The organism is Nocardia sp. NPDC004260 (assembly GCF_053603155.1).
This window is the reverse complement of record NZ_JBSGEZ010000052.1, coordinates 40,086-55,850: the sequence shown is the minus strand read 5'-3', so window position 1 is coordinate 55,850 and position 15,765 is coordinate 40,086. Positions and strand designations below refer to the sequence as shown.

General features: G+C 68.2%; 14 protein-coding genes. 6 read left to right on the top strand and 8 right to left on the bottom strand.

Translation table 11 applies throughout. The annotated features are described in order from the left end of the window. The first annotated feature begins 359 nt into the window (after positions 1–359). Positions 360–560, top strand: coding sequence for a DUF7489 domain-containing protein (locus tag ACWEO7_RS26590; RefSeq protein WP_452427107.1), 201 nt, complete (start codon positions 360–362; stop codon positions 558–560). Positions 561–606: 46 nt separating this feature from the next. On the opposite strand, the gene ACWEO7_RS26585 is transcribed toward ACWEO7_RS26590, so the two are convergent. Continuing rightward, positions 607–1,392 carry a tyrosine-protein phosphatase gene (locus ACWEO7_RS26585; RefSeq protein ID WP_452427105.1) on the bottom strand — a complete coding sequence of 262 codons (786 nt, stop codon included), beginning with the start codon at positions 1,390–1,392 and terminating at the stop codon, positions 607–609. Further along, on the bottom strand, positions 1,382–3,544 hold the full coding sequence (locus ACWEO7_RS26580; RefSeq protein WP_452427103.1) for a pyruvate, phosphate dikinase: 2,163 nt from the start codon (positions 3,542–3,544) through the stop codon (positions 1,382–1,384). Before ACWEO7_RS26580 ends, ACWEO7_RS26585 begins: the two co-directional genes overlap by 11 nt. 351 nt (positions 3,545–3,895) lie before the next feature. Here ACWEO7_RS26580 and ACWEO7_RS26575 point away from each other — a divergent pair, with 351 nt between their 5' ends. Next, the gene (locus ACWEO7_RS26575) at positions 3,896–5,527 is read left to right on the top strand and encodes a FadD3 family acyl-CoA ligase (RefSeq protein ID WP_452427101.1); all 1,632 of its coding nucleotides are present in this window, start codon (positions 3,896–3,898) and stop codon (positions 5,525–5,527) included. 17 nt (positions 5,528–5,544) lie between these two features. Here the strand turns inward: ACWEO7_RS26575 and ACWEO7_RS26570 are convergent, their stop codons facing one another. After that, positions 5,545–5,940: a hypothetical protein gene (locus tag ACWEO7_RS26570; protein ID WP_452427099.1), complete on the bottom strand. Its 396-nt coding sequence runs from the start codon at positions 5,938–5,940 to the stop codon at positions 5,545–5,547. A gap of 11 nt (positions 5,941–5,951) precedes the next feature. Then, positions 5,952–6,851, bottom strand: coding sequence for a hypothetical protein (locus ACWEO7_RS26565; protein ID WP_452427097.1), 900 nt, complete (start codon positions 6,849–6,851; stop codon positions 5,952–5,954). Between the two features lie 1,529 nt (positions 6,852–8,380). On the opposite strand from ACWEO7_RS26565, the gene ACWEO7_RS26560 reads away from it, so the two are divergent. After that, on the top strand, positions 8,381–8,533 hold the full coding sequence (locus tag ACWEO7_RS26560; RefSeq protein ID WP_452427095.1) for a hypothetical protein: 153 nt from the start codon (positions 8,381–8,383) through the stop codon (positions 8,531–8,533). A gap of 38 nt (positions 8,534–8,571) precedes the next feature. Here the strand turns inward: ACWEO7_RS26560 and ACWEO7_RS26555 are convergent, their stop codons facing one another. The 4 genes from ACWEO7_RS26555 to ACWEO7_RS26540 are packed head-to-tail and all read right to left on the bottom strand — an operon-like array spanning position 8,572 to position 12,659. Further along, positions 8,572–9,390, bottom strand: a complete 819-nt coding sequence (locus tag ACWEO7_RS26555) for an SDR family NAD(P)-dependent oxidoreductase (protein WP_452427093.1) — start codon at positions 9,388–9,390, stop codon at positions 8,572–8,574. Positions 9,391–9,448: 58 nt separating this feature from the next. Further along, complete coding sequence (locus ACWEO7_RS26550; RefSeq protein ID WP_452427091.1) at positions 9,449–10,180, bottom strand: glucose 1-dehydrogenase; 732 nt, start codon at positions 10,178–10,180, stop codon at positions 9,449–9,451. Further along, positions 10,180–11,889 carry a 3-oxosteroid 1-dehydrogenase gene (gene kstD, locus ACWEO7_RS26545; RefSeq protein WP_452427090.1) on the bottom strand — a complete coding sequence of 570 codons (1,710 nt, stop codon included), beginning with the start codon at positions 11,887–11,889 and terminating at the stop codon, positions 10,180–10,182. The genes ACWEO7_RS26550 and kstD overlap by 1 nt, the downstream gene beginning before the upstream one ends. A 14-nt stretch (positions 11,890–11,903) precedes the next feature. Then, the gene (locus ACWEO7_RS26540) at positions 11,904–12,659 is read right to left on the bottom strand and encodes a glucose 1-dehydrogenase (RefSeq protein ID WP_452427088.1); all 756 of its coding nucleotides are present in this window, start codon (positions 12,657–12,659) and stop codon (positions 11,904–11,906) included. Positions 12,660–12,878: 219 nt separating this feature from the next. On the opposite strand from ACWEO7_RS26540, the gene ACWEO7_RS26535 reads away from it, so the two are divergent. Genes ACWEO7_RS26535 through ACWEO7_RS26525 form a run of 3 tightly spaced genes read left to right on the top strand, consistent with a single transcriptional unit; the run spans position 12,879 to position 15,757 of the window. After that, positions 12,879–14,006, top strand: a complete 1,128-nt coding sequence (locus ACWEO7_RS26535) for an LLM class flavin-dependent oxidoreductase (protein WP_452427086.1) — start codon at positions 12,879–12,881, stop codon at positions 14,004–14,006. Positions 14,007–14,032: 26 nt separating this feature from the next. Next, entirely contained in the window at positions 14,033–14,791 is a 759-nt protein-coding gene (locus tag ACWEO7_RS26530) for a glucose 1-dehydrogenase (protein ID WP_452427084.1), read from the top strand. An 18-nt stretch (positions 14,792–14,809) separates the two neighbouring features. Next, positions 14,810–15,757 (top strand): alpha/beta hydrolase, encoded by a 948-nt coding sequence (locus tag ACWEO7_RS26525; RefSeq protein ID WP_452427082.1) that lies wholly within the window; start codon positions 14,810–14,812, stop codon positions 15,755–15,757. The last annotated feature ends 8 nt before the right edge of the window (positions 15,758–15,765 follow it).

Genomic DNA, 15,765 nt, shown 5'->3' with positions numbered 1-15,765 from the left:
AAAACCCTTCGGGGGCCCGGGGTTGCGGGCGCGGGGGGGGGGTGGGGTTCATGAACACCCCCCCCCCCCGCTCAGTCGTTTCGGCACCCACCGGACGACCGCGCCGCTGAGCGGATGCGGGTGACGAATTCGTGCTCGAGGATCGGGCCGCCACCAGCACGCAGAGGTGTCCGCCGGACCCATAATCACCCTCCGGTGGCATGCGGCATCAACCGACCGCCCGACGGGGTGTGCGACTTTCGGCACGCGGACTTACTTCTGAATGGTGATGTTTCCAGCGCGGTGGGTGGCAACACTGGAACCACGCCGGTCGGGCATCGCTACGGCGTCAGCGTCGAGTCGAGTGAGGAAGTAGGTCGATGGGACAGCAGGAGTGGCGTGGAACGGTCGTGAAGAAGTCGCGTGGGTTGCTGGACGGCGCGAATCTGTATCGGCGCTTGCACGTTCGGTTGCAGGATGGCAGCACGATGAAGATCCGTGTGGACCGGACGTTGTGGAAGGTGCTGGAGGTCGGCGACTCGGTGAGCAAGCGGGCCGGAGCCGACCCGGTCAAGGACTGACCTGCCGGAGCAGCTCGGTGAGCGCGCCGGACCGGGCCGCGATGTCCTATTCCGGCGCGATCAGCACTGCACGCAGTCGTGCCAGCTCCCCTGTGGTGAGCCCGCTGGCCAGCAACCACTCGGCCGCGCCGCCGTGGTCCGCGGACAGTTTCGCGAGAAAACGCCGCATCACTTCGGCCTCGACGCCGAGAATGCCGGTGCTGACCGGGGGCAGCCCCGTGTAGGACGGAAGCGCGTCGAGCCGGTCACGGACCCGGTGCATGCGTTCGCCGGTCAGGGCGTAGTCGGCCGCGATCGCCTCCGGCGGCACGCCCACCGCGTCCAGCAGCACCGCTGCGAGCACTCCGGTGCGATCCTTGCCCGCCGCGCAGTGGAACAGCACCGAGTGGTGGCCTGCGTCGACGACGAGCCGGACCGCCCCGACGATGGACTCGACGCTGCCCGCCAGCAGCTTGTCGTACAAGTCGACCAGATCCACCCGGCTCGAGTCGGGCACCAGATCCCGCGCGGCCAGCGAGGATTGCGGCGATTTCCGCACCGGGAGGCAGACCCGCCGCACATCGGCGCCGGCCAGCAGTCCGTAGCCCTCGCGCTCCACCTCGTCGGGCAGCCGCAGATCGATCACTGTGCGCAGACCGATCGGTCCGAGCAGCTTCGCCAGGTCGGACTCGGTGAGATTCTGCGGCGTGCTGGAACGGTAGACGACGCCGAAACGGGTTGTGCCGCCGTTCTGTACGGGCAGCCCGCCCAGGTCGCGGACGTTGTCGATCTGGGCGAACTCGACCCACCGGTCACCGGGCACGGTGGCTTCGCCCGTGCTGTCAGTGGGCACGGCCGGCCGCCGCCTCGTGGGCGCGGCTCAGGCCGCACAGTCCGATCAGGTCTTCGTGCAACTCGAACCACACGGTGTGGTAGCTGTCGAGCACCGGCCGTGCGACCCACGCGTGGTCACCGGCGGAGATCCGCTCGACGGCGTGGGCGAAGCGGGCGCGGTACCGGGCCAGCCTTGGCGCGACGTCGCCGATTCGCCGCAGCAGCGGTTGCACCGCGCCGTGCAGGTCGGTCAGCCGGGTCAGCACCGCACCGTCGTACTCGGCGTCGGCATGATCGTTGACGGTGGCCGGATCCTTCATCTGCCAGGCGGTGACGACTTCTTTCACAACGCCGTTGAAATCGCAGAATTCGGCGTAGACAGAGGCGATCGCGGCACGGTCGACGGTCCGTCGCTCCGCCGCCAGCAGGCCGTCCAGGTGCTGTCTGCCCTCGGGTGTGAGCCGCACTCCGATCGGTGTCGCGGCGCACCAGCCCGCGGTTACCAGCTGTTCGCATCGAGCAGCGACCGGCTCGGCAGACGCACCTACGCCCGCGGCCAGCGCGTCATGGGCGGCCCGGCCCTTGATGCCGATCAGCCGCAGCAAATCGAGGTCGGGAATATCCGTCACGGTCGCCGGGGATGCCACATCTACTTTCACCGAGACATCGGTCGCGCGCGCGTCGAGCCACGCCGCCAACCGGTCGGCATCGGTGCCCGCCCACCCGGCCAATCGGCCGACGTCCGCGAGGGTGCTCGCATCGACGAGTTTGCCTTCGACCCGGCCCGGCCAGACGCTGCCCGCACCGCCGTCCACGGTCACCACCTGACCGGCGAGGGCCTCGACGACGCCGGGGCCGCAACCGACCACGCACGGCCTGCCGATCTCGCGACCGACCAGCGCGGCATGCGAAGTGGCTCCGCCCAATTCGGTGATGATCGCCTTGGCGGCGATCATGCCGTGCAGGTCGTCGGGGCTGGTGGTCGGGCGTACGAGGATTACGTCCTCGCCCGCCTCCGCGCGGCGCTCGGCCTCATGCGGATCGGTGACGACGACACCCGAAGCCAGGCCGGGACACGCCGCTTCGCCGCGAGCCAGCGGTGTCCCGCTGTACTCCCCGGTCGCCGGACGCAGCACGGTGCGCACCTGGTCGGCGGTGACCCGCTTCAGTGCCTCGTCGGCGCCGATGAGCCCTTCCTCGGCCATCGCCACCGCGGCGCGCACGGCCGCGCGCGCCGATCGTTTGGCGGGCCGCGACTGCAACAGCCACAAGGCGCCGGATTCGACGGTGAATTCGATGTCCTGGATATCGCGGCCATCGCGTTCCAGCAGGTCGGCCGCCGCGGCGAGTTCGGCGTGCACCCGGGGCAGCAACGTCGCCAGTTCGTCGAGCGGTCGCGGAGTGGTCCGGCCGGACACCACGTCCTCCCCCTGCCCGCCGACCAGCCATTCGCCGAACAGCGCCCGTTCCCCGGTGTTCGGGTTGCGGCTGAACAGCACGCCGGTGCCGGACTTGTCATCGAGGTTGCCGAAGACCATGGCTTGGACGGTGACGGCGGTGCCCAAGGTTCCCGGCACGCCGCGATTGCGTCGATACGTCTGCGCCCGAGGCGAATCCCAGGACCGGAACACCGCGCTGATGGCCGCCCGCAGCTGCTCCCAGGGATCCTCCGGCACCGCACCGGCGGGGTCACCCAGTACGGTCTCGCGGTATTGGGTGCGGAACCGCTCCCGGGTGTCGGCCGCGTAGCCCGGGTTCCCGGTCTCCGCCGCCAGCGCTCGCGCCACCGCCTCGTTCATGCCGAGGTTCAGCACTGTGTCCATCATCCCGGGCATGCTCACCGCGGCGCCCGAGCGGACCGATACCAGTAGCGGACGGGTGCCGGAGCCGAAAACACGTCCGGTGCCGCGCTCCAGGGCGGCGATGCCCGCTCGGACACCGTGCCAGATGTCCTCGCCGATCTCCCCGCGCGCCGAGAAGTCGGCCCAGCCTTCGATGGTGATGACGAACGCGGGCGGCACCGACAGGCCGAGCGCGCGCATGCGGTTGACGCTCCACGCCTTCCCGCCGATACGGTCCCGGGACAGCGGACAGGCGCCGTCGAGTTCGACGACCGGCCCCGCGCCCGCTGCCTCGTCGTTTCGCTCCACTAGCTCTGCTCCGGCCGTCATGTCACTCCTTAGCAATCACCGAACGTGCTGCGCTCCAGCGCGATTCGCATCTCTTGCGACGGACCGTGCCCGGCGCGAACCGCGGCGCACACCTGTCGCTCGATTCGAGCCTGCCGTGCCGCCGGTCACCTGCCGTACCCGTGGTCCCGCTGAGCAGGACGACCGGCACCGCACGAGCCGGCCGGCACGCTGTCCGAAGCTGCCGGGCGTCGCCCTCGGCGCGCAGCGCCGGTGCCGATACCCGCGCGGGGCGGCGCCGCGCGATCTCTCGACCGGAATCAGGTTCCCGGTCAGCGGGATGTCCCGCCGCGATCGGACCGTGTCGAGTTGCCGGTGCGGCACGATCAGAGCATGGATCGACGGCGAGCGGCCGGTGGGCTCGGATCACAATCGGCTGCCGCGCCCGACCGTCCACAGCACGACTCCGCGACGATTCCGGCAGTGCTCGCCGACCGGGCACGCCGGGACGGCGCGCGGTTCGCGGTGATCACGCCGCAGGGGCAGCTGACCTACGCCGAACTCGCTGCGGCGGCGCAGCGCGTCACCCGGGCGGTGCTGGCGCGATCGATGCGGCCCGGTGACCGGGTGGCGATCTGGGCGCCCAACACCCCGCGATGGATAGTCGCCGCGCTCGGCGTGCTCGGCGCGGGCGCGACGCTCGTGCCCATCGGTACCCGCCTGCGCGGTCCAGAGGCCGCCGACATCCTCGCGCGCAGCCGCTGCCGCATGCTCCTGACCGTGGGTGCATTCCTCGGCGTCGATTACCCGGAAATGCTGCGTCAGGCCGGGCGCCCGCTACCGGAGTTGCGGACCACCGTCCTGCTCGACGAGGCGTCCGAGGATTCCTCGTGGTCGCGTTTTCTTGCGCTCGGCGACGAAGTATCCGTCGCAGAGGCATGTGCCCGGAGCCGGTCCGTACACCCGGATTCGGTCTCCGACATCCTTTTCACCTCCGGTACCACCGGAGTGCCGAAAGGCGTGCCGTCCACCCACCGGCAGACGATCGAGGCGTTCAGCCACTGGGCCGATGCGGTCACCCTGTCCGGCGACGACAGATATCTGCTGGTCAACCCTTTCTCGCACACCTTCGGTTACAAGGCAGGGATCATCGCGTGCCTGCTGCGGGGCGCCACGATGGCGCCGATGGACCGATTCGAGCCGGAGCAAGTGTTCGATGTGATCGAGCGACGGCGGATCACCGTGCTGACCGGCCCTCCGACCCTCTTCCACGACCTGCTCGCGCACGGCGGTCTGGTCGGCCGCGATCTGAGTTCGCTGCGCCTGGCGGGCACGGGCGGTTCGAGTGTGCCGACCGAATCGGTGGAGCGGATCCGCCGCGAACTGGGCGCCGAACAGGTCTTCACCGGGTACGGGTTGACCGAATCCACGGGCGTCGCCACGGTCTGCACCCCCGACACCCCCGCCGGACTCCTCGCCGAGACCGTAGGAAAGGCATTGCCCGGCGTCCACATTCGGGTCGTGGACGATTCCGGACGACCGGTACCGGTCGGAGCGCCCGGCGAGATCGTGATCTCCGGCCCCACCGTGATGCACGGTTACCTCGACGACCCCGCGGCCACACGGTCCGCCATCGATTCCGGCGGCTGGTTGCACACCGGCGACATCGGCACCCTCGACACCGATGGTTACCTCCGCATCACCGGCCGCCAGACGGACATGTTCATCGTTGGCGGATTCACCGTCCACCCCGCCGAGATCGAGCGAATCCTCCGCACCCACCCCGATATATCCGAGGCCGCGGTAGTCGGCGTCCCCGACGCTCGTCTCGGCGAAGCCGCCCACGCCTACGTCGTCCCCAACGGCCGCACCGAAATCGACCCCACAGAGATCCTCACGTGGACCCGCACCCGCATGGCCGGATACAAGATCCCCCGCCACATCGAGGTCGTAGCCGCACTACCTCGAAACGCCAGCGGCAAAGTCCTCAAACGCGTCCTACGCTCGCAGGGGGCCCTGTCCTGAGCACTTCACGGCACCTGCTATGAGGCGGCGGTGGATCCGGACACTTCCACTTGGCGCTCAATTGCCTCGAAAATCCCGATATCGGTCTTCTTCTGCCAATCGGGCAACTGCTCCCACGGCGCGATATAGCCAGGCTTCGGATCCGGTATTCGCGCCAAGATCTGACCGATCCAGCAGATCGCCACGAATTGCCCTTTCAGCTCCGGACTCAGGCGAGCTGCCGCGTTCCGCGTGAGTTCGAGGAAGGCGACCACCTGACCGTAGACCGCCGCCGCACTGGCCCGCTCCCACTCGGGCATGTCCTCCCAAGGCGCGATGTAACTGCCTTTCGGCGTACCTGGATAGTAGGCGGTGACGCCGGCGATCCAGGCTTCGCGGAAGACCCTGCCGCCGTGGTCGTCGTCATTGCTCACAGTGCTCCTCATCAATGTGCGGTCGACGTGGCCAGCGTAGTGATCCGGTGCTCGAGATGCGCCACATGACGATCGCCTCGCATGCCAACCAGATGCGGCCGCAACTGGTTCAGGCGTCGCTCGAGGTACCCGGAACGGGTTCGGCGGGCGATGTCGACTGCCGTGCCGCCGTACCACACCGCCTGGATCGGATCGTCTCTTAGTGCCCCCGCTGCGGCGAGGTCGACCAAGACGCTGGCACGGCGACGAGTTGACAGGGGACGATCCAACAGTGCCGTCAAGATGCGTTCAGCCGACTCTGGTTGACGAAGTCGAATAAGGCAGCTGGCTATTTCCTCGTCGATACGCGCCCCGGAGAATCGCAGCCAGCCCAGCGAGGGCGTCTCGCCCAAGCCGAGTACGCCTCGGGCGGCGTCGAACGACCGCTCGCATTCACTGGCATTGTCGAGGCCTGCTTCGACCTGTGCACGGACACTCTCGACCCAATAGCGCGTTGGCAGCAGACTATCGCCACGGCGAGCAACCCCGGCCGCCTCCTCCACCAGTGGCAACGCGTCACCGAAGCGATTGTCGATGACGCCGACGTAAGCGTGTCGCGTTAAGGCGCAGGCCCATAGGTCGAACGCACGAGCGGCGGCCGCGAATGTACCCGACAGGGCGTAGCAGTGGGCAGCCTCGGCGAAGTGGTTGCTGTCCAGGAGAATTTCGCCGGTCAACTGAAGCGCATCAGCGATCAGTTGGAGCTGACGACGTCGCAGCTCTGCGCTCCTGGAACTGCGAAGACTCTCGATGAGGACCGCCAAGTGCTCACGCGCTGCGACGAAGACCGCAGCCTTCGTCTCCGCCTGCCCATAGCTCTTCCATAGCATCTGATTCAAGCGGCCGTACTGATCAAGGACGGTCGTGTCCACCCGGCCAGACGCTACGGCGAAGTGCACCCGATCCCAGTCGAGGGCTCCTGGAGCTGGGAGCGTAGTTGTGGCGATACTCAGTAGCCGCAGCAACTCGCGCCGGTTCATGTCCGTAATCTCCGTGGGGTAGTCACCGCCGAGCCCGGCGGCGTGGCCACGATCCACAGTAGCCCGCGCCTTACGACTCGAAGATGAGGCAGCCAGGGTTCCGCTGGACCGGGCCGCAGAGGTTTCGAGCAGACCCGTACCCGAATCGTCCTTCGCCTCTCTGCGCGGTGTCACCGGGTGCCGTTCACGCCAAGCTGCTTCCCCTTCGCTGAGGATCTGCTCGAACCGGGCACGATCATCGACTGTGGCCCGTTGGTCCAGAGTCGTGTCCAGCATTGCCTGGGTATTCGAGCGCGGCCGCACAGCGCTCAGACCAGAGCGCCAGTTCACAACTGTCGTAGTTTCGACTCCGAGCAGTACTGCGAAGTCACGTACCGATCGCCGCATCGCCTCTTGGAGCGCCGCCGCCTCGAATCCGGTCCATTGCCAACCCCTGACCATCGCCCCACCTACGTTACGTCGCCTGACCTGGGCAAAAAGCTCACGGTAGCGTAGCGCACGCGGTCGTCCCAGGGGGCCGCCAGCTTCTGAGTCGGTGGACTACTTGCTGCGCATACCAACGAGTCCGTCGTATCCCGGCCGCACTAAACGCAGTATGACCTGGTAAGTACCCCGATGACCGGACAATACCCAACCATTACGCGATCGCGCCGAAAAGGGCCACATGGGCATTGTTGGACCCGTGCCCGGTACCAAGCCGACGCCGTATCCCCCAGGGCGGCGCACCTACTCCGGTGAGCCGGAGCGGGTGGCGAAAGCCCTTGGTATCGGGCGCTCCCCAACCGATGATGCGCGACAGGAAGGCGCTGGCCCGATGCCCTATATGACCCTCGCGATCCACCAACTTGCCATGTTGACTCGGCTCGAAGCACACCGTGCACCCGCACATCCCCCGCATCATCGACCGGACGCGCACGTCGACGCATTCCCACGAGGCTTGCCGAACCGGAAGTATCCCTGCGAATCAAATACCCTGCGGGCATCGAACGCGGCCGTCCGGGTAGTCCCGTCGCAGTGACCCGCCATGCGGCATCTCGCTCTTTCCGGCGCGTCCGCCACCTCCACATCGAGATCGGCGTCTTGACGCTGGATTACCAGGCCGGTGCCGAACAAGCACAGAGCGTCGCAGACGCACTGGCACAGGGCTACCGAGAGCTCGTTGTCACGGTCGATGCCGACGTGAGTAGCAACCTACCGCCGCTGCCGTGCGCCGAGTTGTGGGACTGACCCCTGGTCGTCACTCAGTCGTGGAGTGTCGCCATGCATCCGAATGCGGACGGGACATCACCATGTCGTCCAGCGTCTGGACGACCGAAAACGCACCGCTGCCCTTCTTCACGAACTATGGCACCGCAAGCAGGAGCGTCATCGTGGCATCGCCGGATCATCTGCACCATAGAGTCTTTGTCCAAGCAGACGGCATGCTTGCCGAGTTCATGTGTCGGGTGCACCTACTGGACCTGACCCACGAACGCGCACGTGAGCTGCGGTACATCCACCGCCTGCATCGCCCGGACGAGTGCATCGTGCACCTGGAGGCGAGTTGTCTGTTGCTGATCGAGGACGACGACTGAGTGTGTCCGACGGTGGTGGACCACCGCCGGACACACTGTCAGGCGACCTCGTTCTTCATCTGGGCGGTGAGGATCTTCTGATAACCGGCGCCGAAAAGGCGGGGCAGCCAGTCGATGACGTGGGCGTCCGCGCCGATCAAGATCTTCGCCTTGTTCTTGCGGATACCGCTCACGATGACCCGCGCGGCGTGCTCGGGGGTGGTCTTGGCCAGGCGGTCGAAGTTGGCGGCCAGCGCGTCGCGATCGCGATCGCCGCCCGCCCGCGCCTTCCAGGCGATCTCGGTCTTGATCATGCCCGGATGCACGCTGCTGACGCCCACCGCGTGCCCGGCGATGTTCATCTCCTGCCGCAGCGCGTCGGTGAAGGCGCGAATGGCGAATTTCGTCGCACTGTAGGCGCCCTGGCTGGGGCAGGCGGCGAGGCCGAACATGCTCGACACGTTCGCGATATGGCCGTCACCGGAGGCGATGACATGAGGCAGGAACGCCTTCGTGCCGTAGGCCACGCCCCAGAAGTTGATGCCGACGATCCATTCGAAGTCGCCCCAGCTGAGTTCTTCCACGTTCGCGGTCAGCGAGACTCCGGCGTTGTTGACCACCAGATTGATCCCGCCGAAGTCCTCGGCGACCTCGTCGGCGTGGCGGTACACCGCCGCCCGGTCCGTCACGTCCAGCTTGTACGCGCGGGCTTGCGCGCCTTCCTTGCTACACAGCGCCGCGGTCTCGGCGACGTTCTCCACGTTGCGGCCCGACAGCGCCAGCCGAGCGCCGCGGCGGGCGAGTTCGACCGCCAACGCCCGGCCGATGCCCGCGCCCGCGCCGGTGATCACCGCGGTCCTGCCCTCGAAATTCTTCACGGTCGATTTCCTTGTCTCGCTCGGCGGTCGGCCCGCCGGTTTGCCCTGCCGGAAGTCCTCACAGGCACGTGTAGCCGCCGTCCGCCACGAATTCCGAGCCGGTGCTGAAGCTCGACTCGTCGCTGATCAGGAACAGCACCAGGTTCGCCAGCTCCTCGGGACGGCCGGGCCTGCGGATCGGCTGGTTGCCCGACATGCCCTGTGAGCGTGCGGAATCCGCGGTCATCTCGGTGACCACGACGCCGGGATGCACCGAGTTGACGCGGATGTCGTCGGCGGCGAACTCCTGCGCGGCGGTCTTGGTCATGCCGCGCACGGCCCATTTGGACGCGGTGTAGCCGAGGATGTTCGAGAAGGCGATGATGCCGCCGATCGAGGAGATGTTCACGATGGAGCCGCCTCCGGCCCGGCGCATCGACCCCAGCACCGCCTTCATGCCGAGGAAGACCCCGACCTGGTTGACGTCGATCACCTTGCGGAAATCGGCTTCCGACAGCTTCTCGATCGGATCGACATGAACGATCCCCGCGTTGTTGACCAGGCCCGAGACCGGCCCGAAGACCTTCTCGGTGTAGGTGACCACGTCGTTCCAGGCCGACTCGTCGGTGACGTCGAGCGGGAGGAAGGTCGCCGCGTCGCCCAACTCGGCGGCCAGAGCCACGCCATCGTCCACCAGGACGTCGCTGATCACCACCCTGGCGCCCTCGGCGACCAGCCGCCGCGCGAAGGCCGCACCCATTCCCCGGGCGCCGCCGGTGACGATCACGTTCTTACCCTCGACGCGTCCCATCAACGCGCTCCTTCCGATGTCCGCGCTCGCTGTTCGGTCGTTCCCGGCTGGTTTCCCGCGATATGACCGGCCGCGATGTAGCCGAACACCATGGCGGGACCGATGGTCGCGCCCGCGCCCGCGTAGTCGTTGCCCATCACCGAGGCCGAGTTGTTCCCCGCCGCGTACAGGCCGGGGATGGGCTGGTCGTCGCTGTCGAGGACGCGCGCGTGCTCGTCGGTGACCAGACCGCCCTTGGTGCCCAGATCGCCCGGCACCATCTCGACGGCGTAGAAGGGGCCCTGCTCGATCGGTCCCAGGCACGGATTCGGGCGCACGGTCGGGTCGCCGTAATAGCGGTCGTACGCGGAATCACCACGGCGGAAGTCTTCGTCACGACCGGCGCGGGCGAATCCGTTGAACCGCTCCACCGTCGCGGTGAGCGCCGCGGGCGGCACGCCGATCTTCGCCGCGAGCTCGGCCAAAGTGTCTGCCTGCCGGATGATCCCGGCATCCAGGTACTTCTGCGGAAGCGGACGCTTGGGGAAGTTGCCGAGGAACAGGTACCGGTCCCGGAACCGCTGGTCCATGATGAAGTACGCGGGGATGTGCCCGACGCCCGCCGCTTCCTGCTCGTACATCTTGTGCACGACGTTCACGTAGGGCGCCGATTCGTTGACGAACCGCTCGCCCGCGTGGTTCACCATGATGCCGCCGGGCTGGGAGCGCTCGGCCAGGCAGAAGAACGGCGGCCCGTCGGGATTGCGCACGGACGGCCCCCACCAGGCGTCGTCCATGAGATCGACCGCGCCACCGGCCTTCTGGCCCGCGACGATGCCCTCACCGACGTTCTCGGTGGCGCCGACCGTCCATTCGGTGGATTGGGGGCCGCTCATGTACTGCCGACGCATCTCCAGGTTGTGCTCGAAGCCGCCCGCCGCCAGCACCACGCCGCGGCGCGCCTTGATCACCACCGGCGTCCCGTCGCGCTCGGCGCGTACGCCGACCACCGCGTTGCCCTCGGTGATCAGTTCGGTCAGCGGCGTGTTCAGCCACACCGGCACCCCGGCGTCGCGCAGCGACAGCCACAGCCGGGCCGCGAGCGCCTTGCCCAGGCTCAGCGGCAGCCGTCCGCGCAGCTTGTTCCCCACCGCTTGGATACCGACCTTGATCGCGGTGCGTTTCCCGGCCCAGGTGCGGGCGATCATGTTCAGATCGTGGAAGTCGCTGACGGTGAAGGCGATGCCCTTGGGACCGGACATGGTCGGCTGGTTGATCTTGTGCAGGTCGCCGCCGAGCAGCCGTCCGTCCAGCGGGGCGGGCTCGATGCTGCGTCCCTGGGCGAGACCACCGGGGAACTCGGGGTGGTAGTCGGAATAGCCGCGGTCGTAGACGAATTCCCAATATTTGCTACGAGCGCCGAGGTAGCGCATCATCTCCGGTCCGCGCTCGAGAAACGCCCGCTGCCTGGCCTCCGGCACCCGATCGCCCACCACTGCCGCGAGATAGGTGCGGGCCAGTTCCGGGCTGTCGGGCACGTCTTCGCTCTGCAGTACCGGGTTGTTGGGAATCCAGATGCCGCCGCCGGACCGTGCCGTGGAGCCGCCGAACGCTCGGCCTTTCTCGATCAGCGTCACCGAAAGTCCACGGTAGGCGGCCGTCAGGGCGGCGGTCATGCCGGCGGCGCCGGAACCGACTACCACCACGTCGAATTCGAATTCCTGAGTCATCGCGTCGCTTCCCGTCAGTACCCGCAGCCGGTGAGCATGCCGCCGTCGACCACGAATTCGCCTCCGGTGCAATAACTCGCCGCGTCCGAAGCCAGGAACACCGCCACATGGGAGACCTCGACGGGCTGCCCCCAGCGCGGGATCGGCAGGCTCGCGAAGAAGCCGTCGCCGTCGACGCCGGACGCACCGGACACCGCCGCGGTCATGGGCGTGGCGATGCCGCCCGGGTGCAGCGAGTTGACCCGGATACCCAAGTGGCCGAGCTCGCGGGCGGCGGACTTGGTGATGCCGCGGATCGCGAACTTGCTCGCGCTGTAGGCGGACAGGCCTGCGGCGCCGACGAACCCCTCCACCGAGGAGACGTTCACGACCGCACCGCCTCCGGTCTCGGCGAGCGCCGGTGCGGCGGTCTTGATGCCCAACCAGGTGCCGGTCACGTTGACCGACATGATCGCGGTGAAATCCGCCAGAGCCATTTCGGCGATCGGGACGAACCGCAGGATGCCCGCGTTGTTCACCACCGCGTCCAGCCGCCCGTAGTGGCCGACCGCCTCCAACACCGCGGCGGACCAATCGGCCTCGCTGGTTACATCGTGGTGTACGTACCGCGCGGCGTCACCCAGTTCCGCGGCCAGCGCCGTTCCCTCGTGATCCAGCACGTCACCGAACACCACCCGCGCGCCCTCGGCCACGAACTGCCGTACGTGCTCGGCGCCCATCCCGCGCGCCCCGCCGGTGACCAGCGCCACCTTGCCGTCGAGTTGTCCCACCGATTTCCGTCCTCTCTGACCGTCCCTTGCGCACCGACGCTAGGTCGCCCACCGGGGCGCGGGCACCGGACGGTCCCGGCCAGCGGGACTAGCTCCTGACCTGAGAAGTTCCAGCGGTCATATTTCGATTAGGCATACAGCTTCCGACTGTCCCGCAGCGGGACGAAGCACCCCGACGAAACCGGAAACGCCCGATCGGGCGATCGAGAAGGAGACCGGATGAAGTTCTCGATGATCTTCGAGGCCCAGATGGCCAACCCCTCGCGCGAGCATGAGCACCAGGTGCTGCGCGACTGTGTCGAGCAGGCGGTACTCGCCGACGAGATGGGATTCGACACCGTCTGGGCGGTCGAGCACCACGGCTTGAAGTGGTACGCGCACATGAGCGCCCCTGAGGTCTTCCTGACCTGGGTGGCCGCCAAGACCGAACGGATCCGGATCGGGCACGGCGTGGTGTGCATGCCGTTCAACTTCAACCACCCCGTGCGGGCGGCCGAACGCGCCGCGATGCTCGACGTACTGTCCGGCGGCCGGCTCAACCTCGGCGCGGGCCGCGGCGCGACGTCGGTGGAGACCTCCATGTGCGGTGTCGACCCCGAGCGCACCTACCAGGAGGTCGAGGAGTCGCTGCGCATGATCGGCAAGGCATGGCAGGATCCCGAAGCCGAATTCGAGTACAACGGCGAACTCTTGCAGGTCTCGCCGCATTCGCTGCTGCCGCGGCCGCAACAGTTGCCGCATCCGCCGCTGTTCATGGCGTGCACCAAGAAGGACACGCTGAAGATGGCCGCCGACTACGGAATCGGCGCGCTCGTGCTGGGTTTCGCCGGCGTGGAGGAGATCGCCGAACTCCGGCGCACCTATGACGAGGCGATCGCAGCGCGCACCGGTGAGCGTTTCGTCTCGACCGTCGTGAACGATCATTTCGCGGCGCTGTGCCCCACCATCGTCCTCGACGACCGGGAGAAGGCCCAGCAGATCGGCGCCCGCGGACAGCGCTTCTTCGCCCAGTCCATTAAGCACTACTACGGCGCGGGTCCGGCTCCCGACGAGGCCGTGGACCCGAACGCGGACGAAGTCGCCGCCATCAAGCAGGCCGCCGACGACCACGTGGCCTACCTGCACGAGGCCAAGATCCCCGTGAAGACCGGCGCCACCTCGGTCTTCAACGTCGAGCACGCCTACGGCAGCCCCGAGGACGCCATCGCCTACGTCGAGCGTCTGCAGGCCGCGGGCGCCGACGAGATCCTCTGCCTCATCCAGATGGGCACCGTGCCGCAGGAGGCCTGCCTGGAAACCATCCGGCACTGGGGCGAGAAGGTCATCCCCCACTTCCGCAACAGCTGACCCGCCACGACATCGAGGAGTTCGACATGGTTGACCTGAGTGGGAAGGTCGCCCTGATCACCGGCGCCGCCCGGGGACAGGGCGCCGCCGAGGCGCGGCTGTTCGTGGAGCGCGGCGCCCGCGTGGTGATCACCGACGTGCTGGAAGCCGAAGGCACGCAACTGGCCGAATCATTGGGCGCCGCCACGCGTTTCGTCCGGCACGACGTCGGCAGCGATGACGGCTGGGAGGCCGCCGTCGGCACGGCCGTTTCGGCGTTCGGCAAGCTGGACGTCCTGGTGAACAACGCCGCCATCTACACCGCGAAGCCGCTGACCGACACCGCGCCGGAGGAGTTGGAGCGAATCCTGCGCGTGAATCTGGTCGGCCCGTTCCGCGGCATCCAGGCGACGATCGGGCCGATGACGCGGGCGGGCGGCGGCTCGATCGTCAACATCTCCTCGCAGGCGGGCCTCGAGGGACTGATGGGCCACTCCGCCTACGGCTCCTCGAAGTGGGGACTGCGCGGGCTGACCAAGACCGCCGCGCTCGAGCTGGGTCCGGCCGGAATCCGGGTCAACTCGGTGCATCCTGGCCCGATCGCGACGCCGATGGTCCCGTACCTGACCACCGGCCCCGGCAGCTTCCCGTCCCTGCCGCTGCAACGCACCGGCGCGCCGGAGGAGGTCGCCGAACTGGTCGCGTTCCTGGCCTCCGATGCCTCGGCCTACATCACCGGCGCCGAGGTGACGATCGACGGCGGCCTGGCGGCGGGCAAGTTCCTGCCACCGGACCTCGAGCAGTAGCGAAAGGAGCGAGCCGCGATGCCGCTGACACCACAGGCGCGGGCGATCGTCGAGGCCGCGGGCGCCGCGTTCCCGAAATTGGGGACCGAAGTGCTCGACGCCGCCGAGGCGCGGCGGCTGCTCGCCGCCCGCCCCGCGCCCCTCGTCGATCCGATACCCGTCGCCGAGGTGTGGGATCGACTGGTTCCCGGCCCGCCGGGCGCACCCGAGATCCGGGTCCGCATCTATCGTCCCGCCGCGGCGGTGCAACCGCCTCCGATCGTGATCTTCTGCCACGGCGGCGGATTCGTGATCTGCAGCCTCGACAGCCATGACCGGTTCTGCCGGGCCATGGCCGTCGGGGCGGAGGCGATCGTGGTGTCGGTGGACTACCGGCAGGCGCCCGAGCACCGGTTCCCCGCGGCGGCCGAGGACGCGTACGCGGCGCTGCGCTGGGTCGCCGACCACGCCGAAACGCTGGGCGGCGATCCCGCCTGCCTCGTCGTGGCCGGGGACAGCGCGGGCGGCAACCTCGCCGCGGTGAGCACGTTGATGGCACGCGATCGAGGCGGCCCCGAGATCGCCCGGCAACTGCTGCTGTATCCTATGCTCGATCCGGCCTGCGCCACGGCGTCCTACCGCCAGAACGCGGACGGCTATTTCACCACCGCCGCCCACCTGCGCTGGTATTGGCGTCAGTACCTGGGCTCCCACGACGGCGCCGATCCGTACGCCAACCCACTCACCGCCGACCTGTCCGGGCTCCCGCCCGCACACATCGTCACCGCCGAGTTCGATCCGCTTCGCGACGAGGGCGAGGACTACGGACAGCGGCTGCGGCAAGCCGGAGTCCCGGCGGCGATCCACCGCTGCGACGGCATGTTCCACGGCTTCCTGAGCATGGCCGACGAGCTGCCCGAGGCGGTCCGGGCCAACACCGCCACCTACGAGGTCGTACGCGCCGCCCACGCCGAGCGGCGTTCCTGAACGAGCCC

Excerpts from the sequence above, each read along its gene's own strand:
- ACWEO7_RS26590 (WP_452427107.1), top strand. The coding sequence starts at position 360 with ATGGGACAGCAGGAGTGGCGTGGAACGGTCGTGAAGAAGTCGCGTGGG.
- ACWEO7_RS26530 (WP_452427084.1), top strand. The coding sequence starts at position 14,033 with ATGGTTGACCTGAGTGGGAAGGTCGCCCTGATCACCGGCGCCGCCCGG.
- ACWEO7_RS26525 (WP_452427082.1), top strand. The coding sequence starts at position 14,810 with ATGCCGCTGACACCACAGGCGCGGGCGATCGTCGAGGCCGCGGGCGCC.
- ACWEO7_RS26560 (WP_452427095.1), top strand. The coding sequence starts at position 8,381 with ATGCTTGCCGAGTTCATGTGTCGGGTGCACCTACTGGACCTGACCCAC.
- ACWEO7_RS26535 (WP_452427086.1), top strand. The coding sequence starts at position 12,879 with ATGAAGTTCTCGATGATCTTCGAGGCCCAGATGGCCAACCCCTCGCGC.
- ACWEO7_RS26580 (WP_452427103.1), bottom strand. The coding sequence starts at position 3,544 with ATGACGGCCGGAGCAGAGCTAGTGGAGCGAAACGACGAGGCAGCGGGC.
- kstD (WP_452427090.1), bottom strand. The coding sequence starts at position 11,889 with ATGACTCAGGAATTCGAATTCGACGTGGTGGTAGTCGGTTCCGGCGCC.
- ACWEO7_RS26550 (WP_452427091.1), bottom strand. The coding sequence starts at position 10,180 with ATGGGACGCGTCGAGGGTAAGAACGTGATCGTCACCGGCGGCGCCCGG.
- ACWEO7_RS26575 (WP_452427101.1), top strand. The coding sequence starts at position 3,896 with ATGGATCGACGGCGAGCGGCCGGTGGGCTCGGATCACAATCGGCTGCC.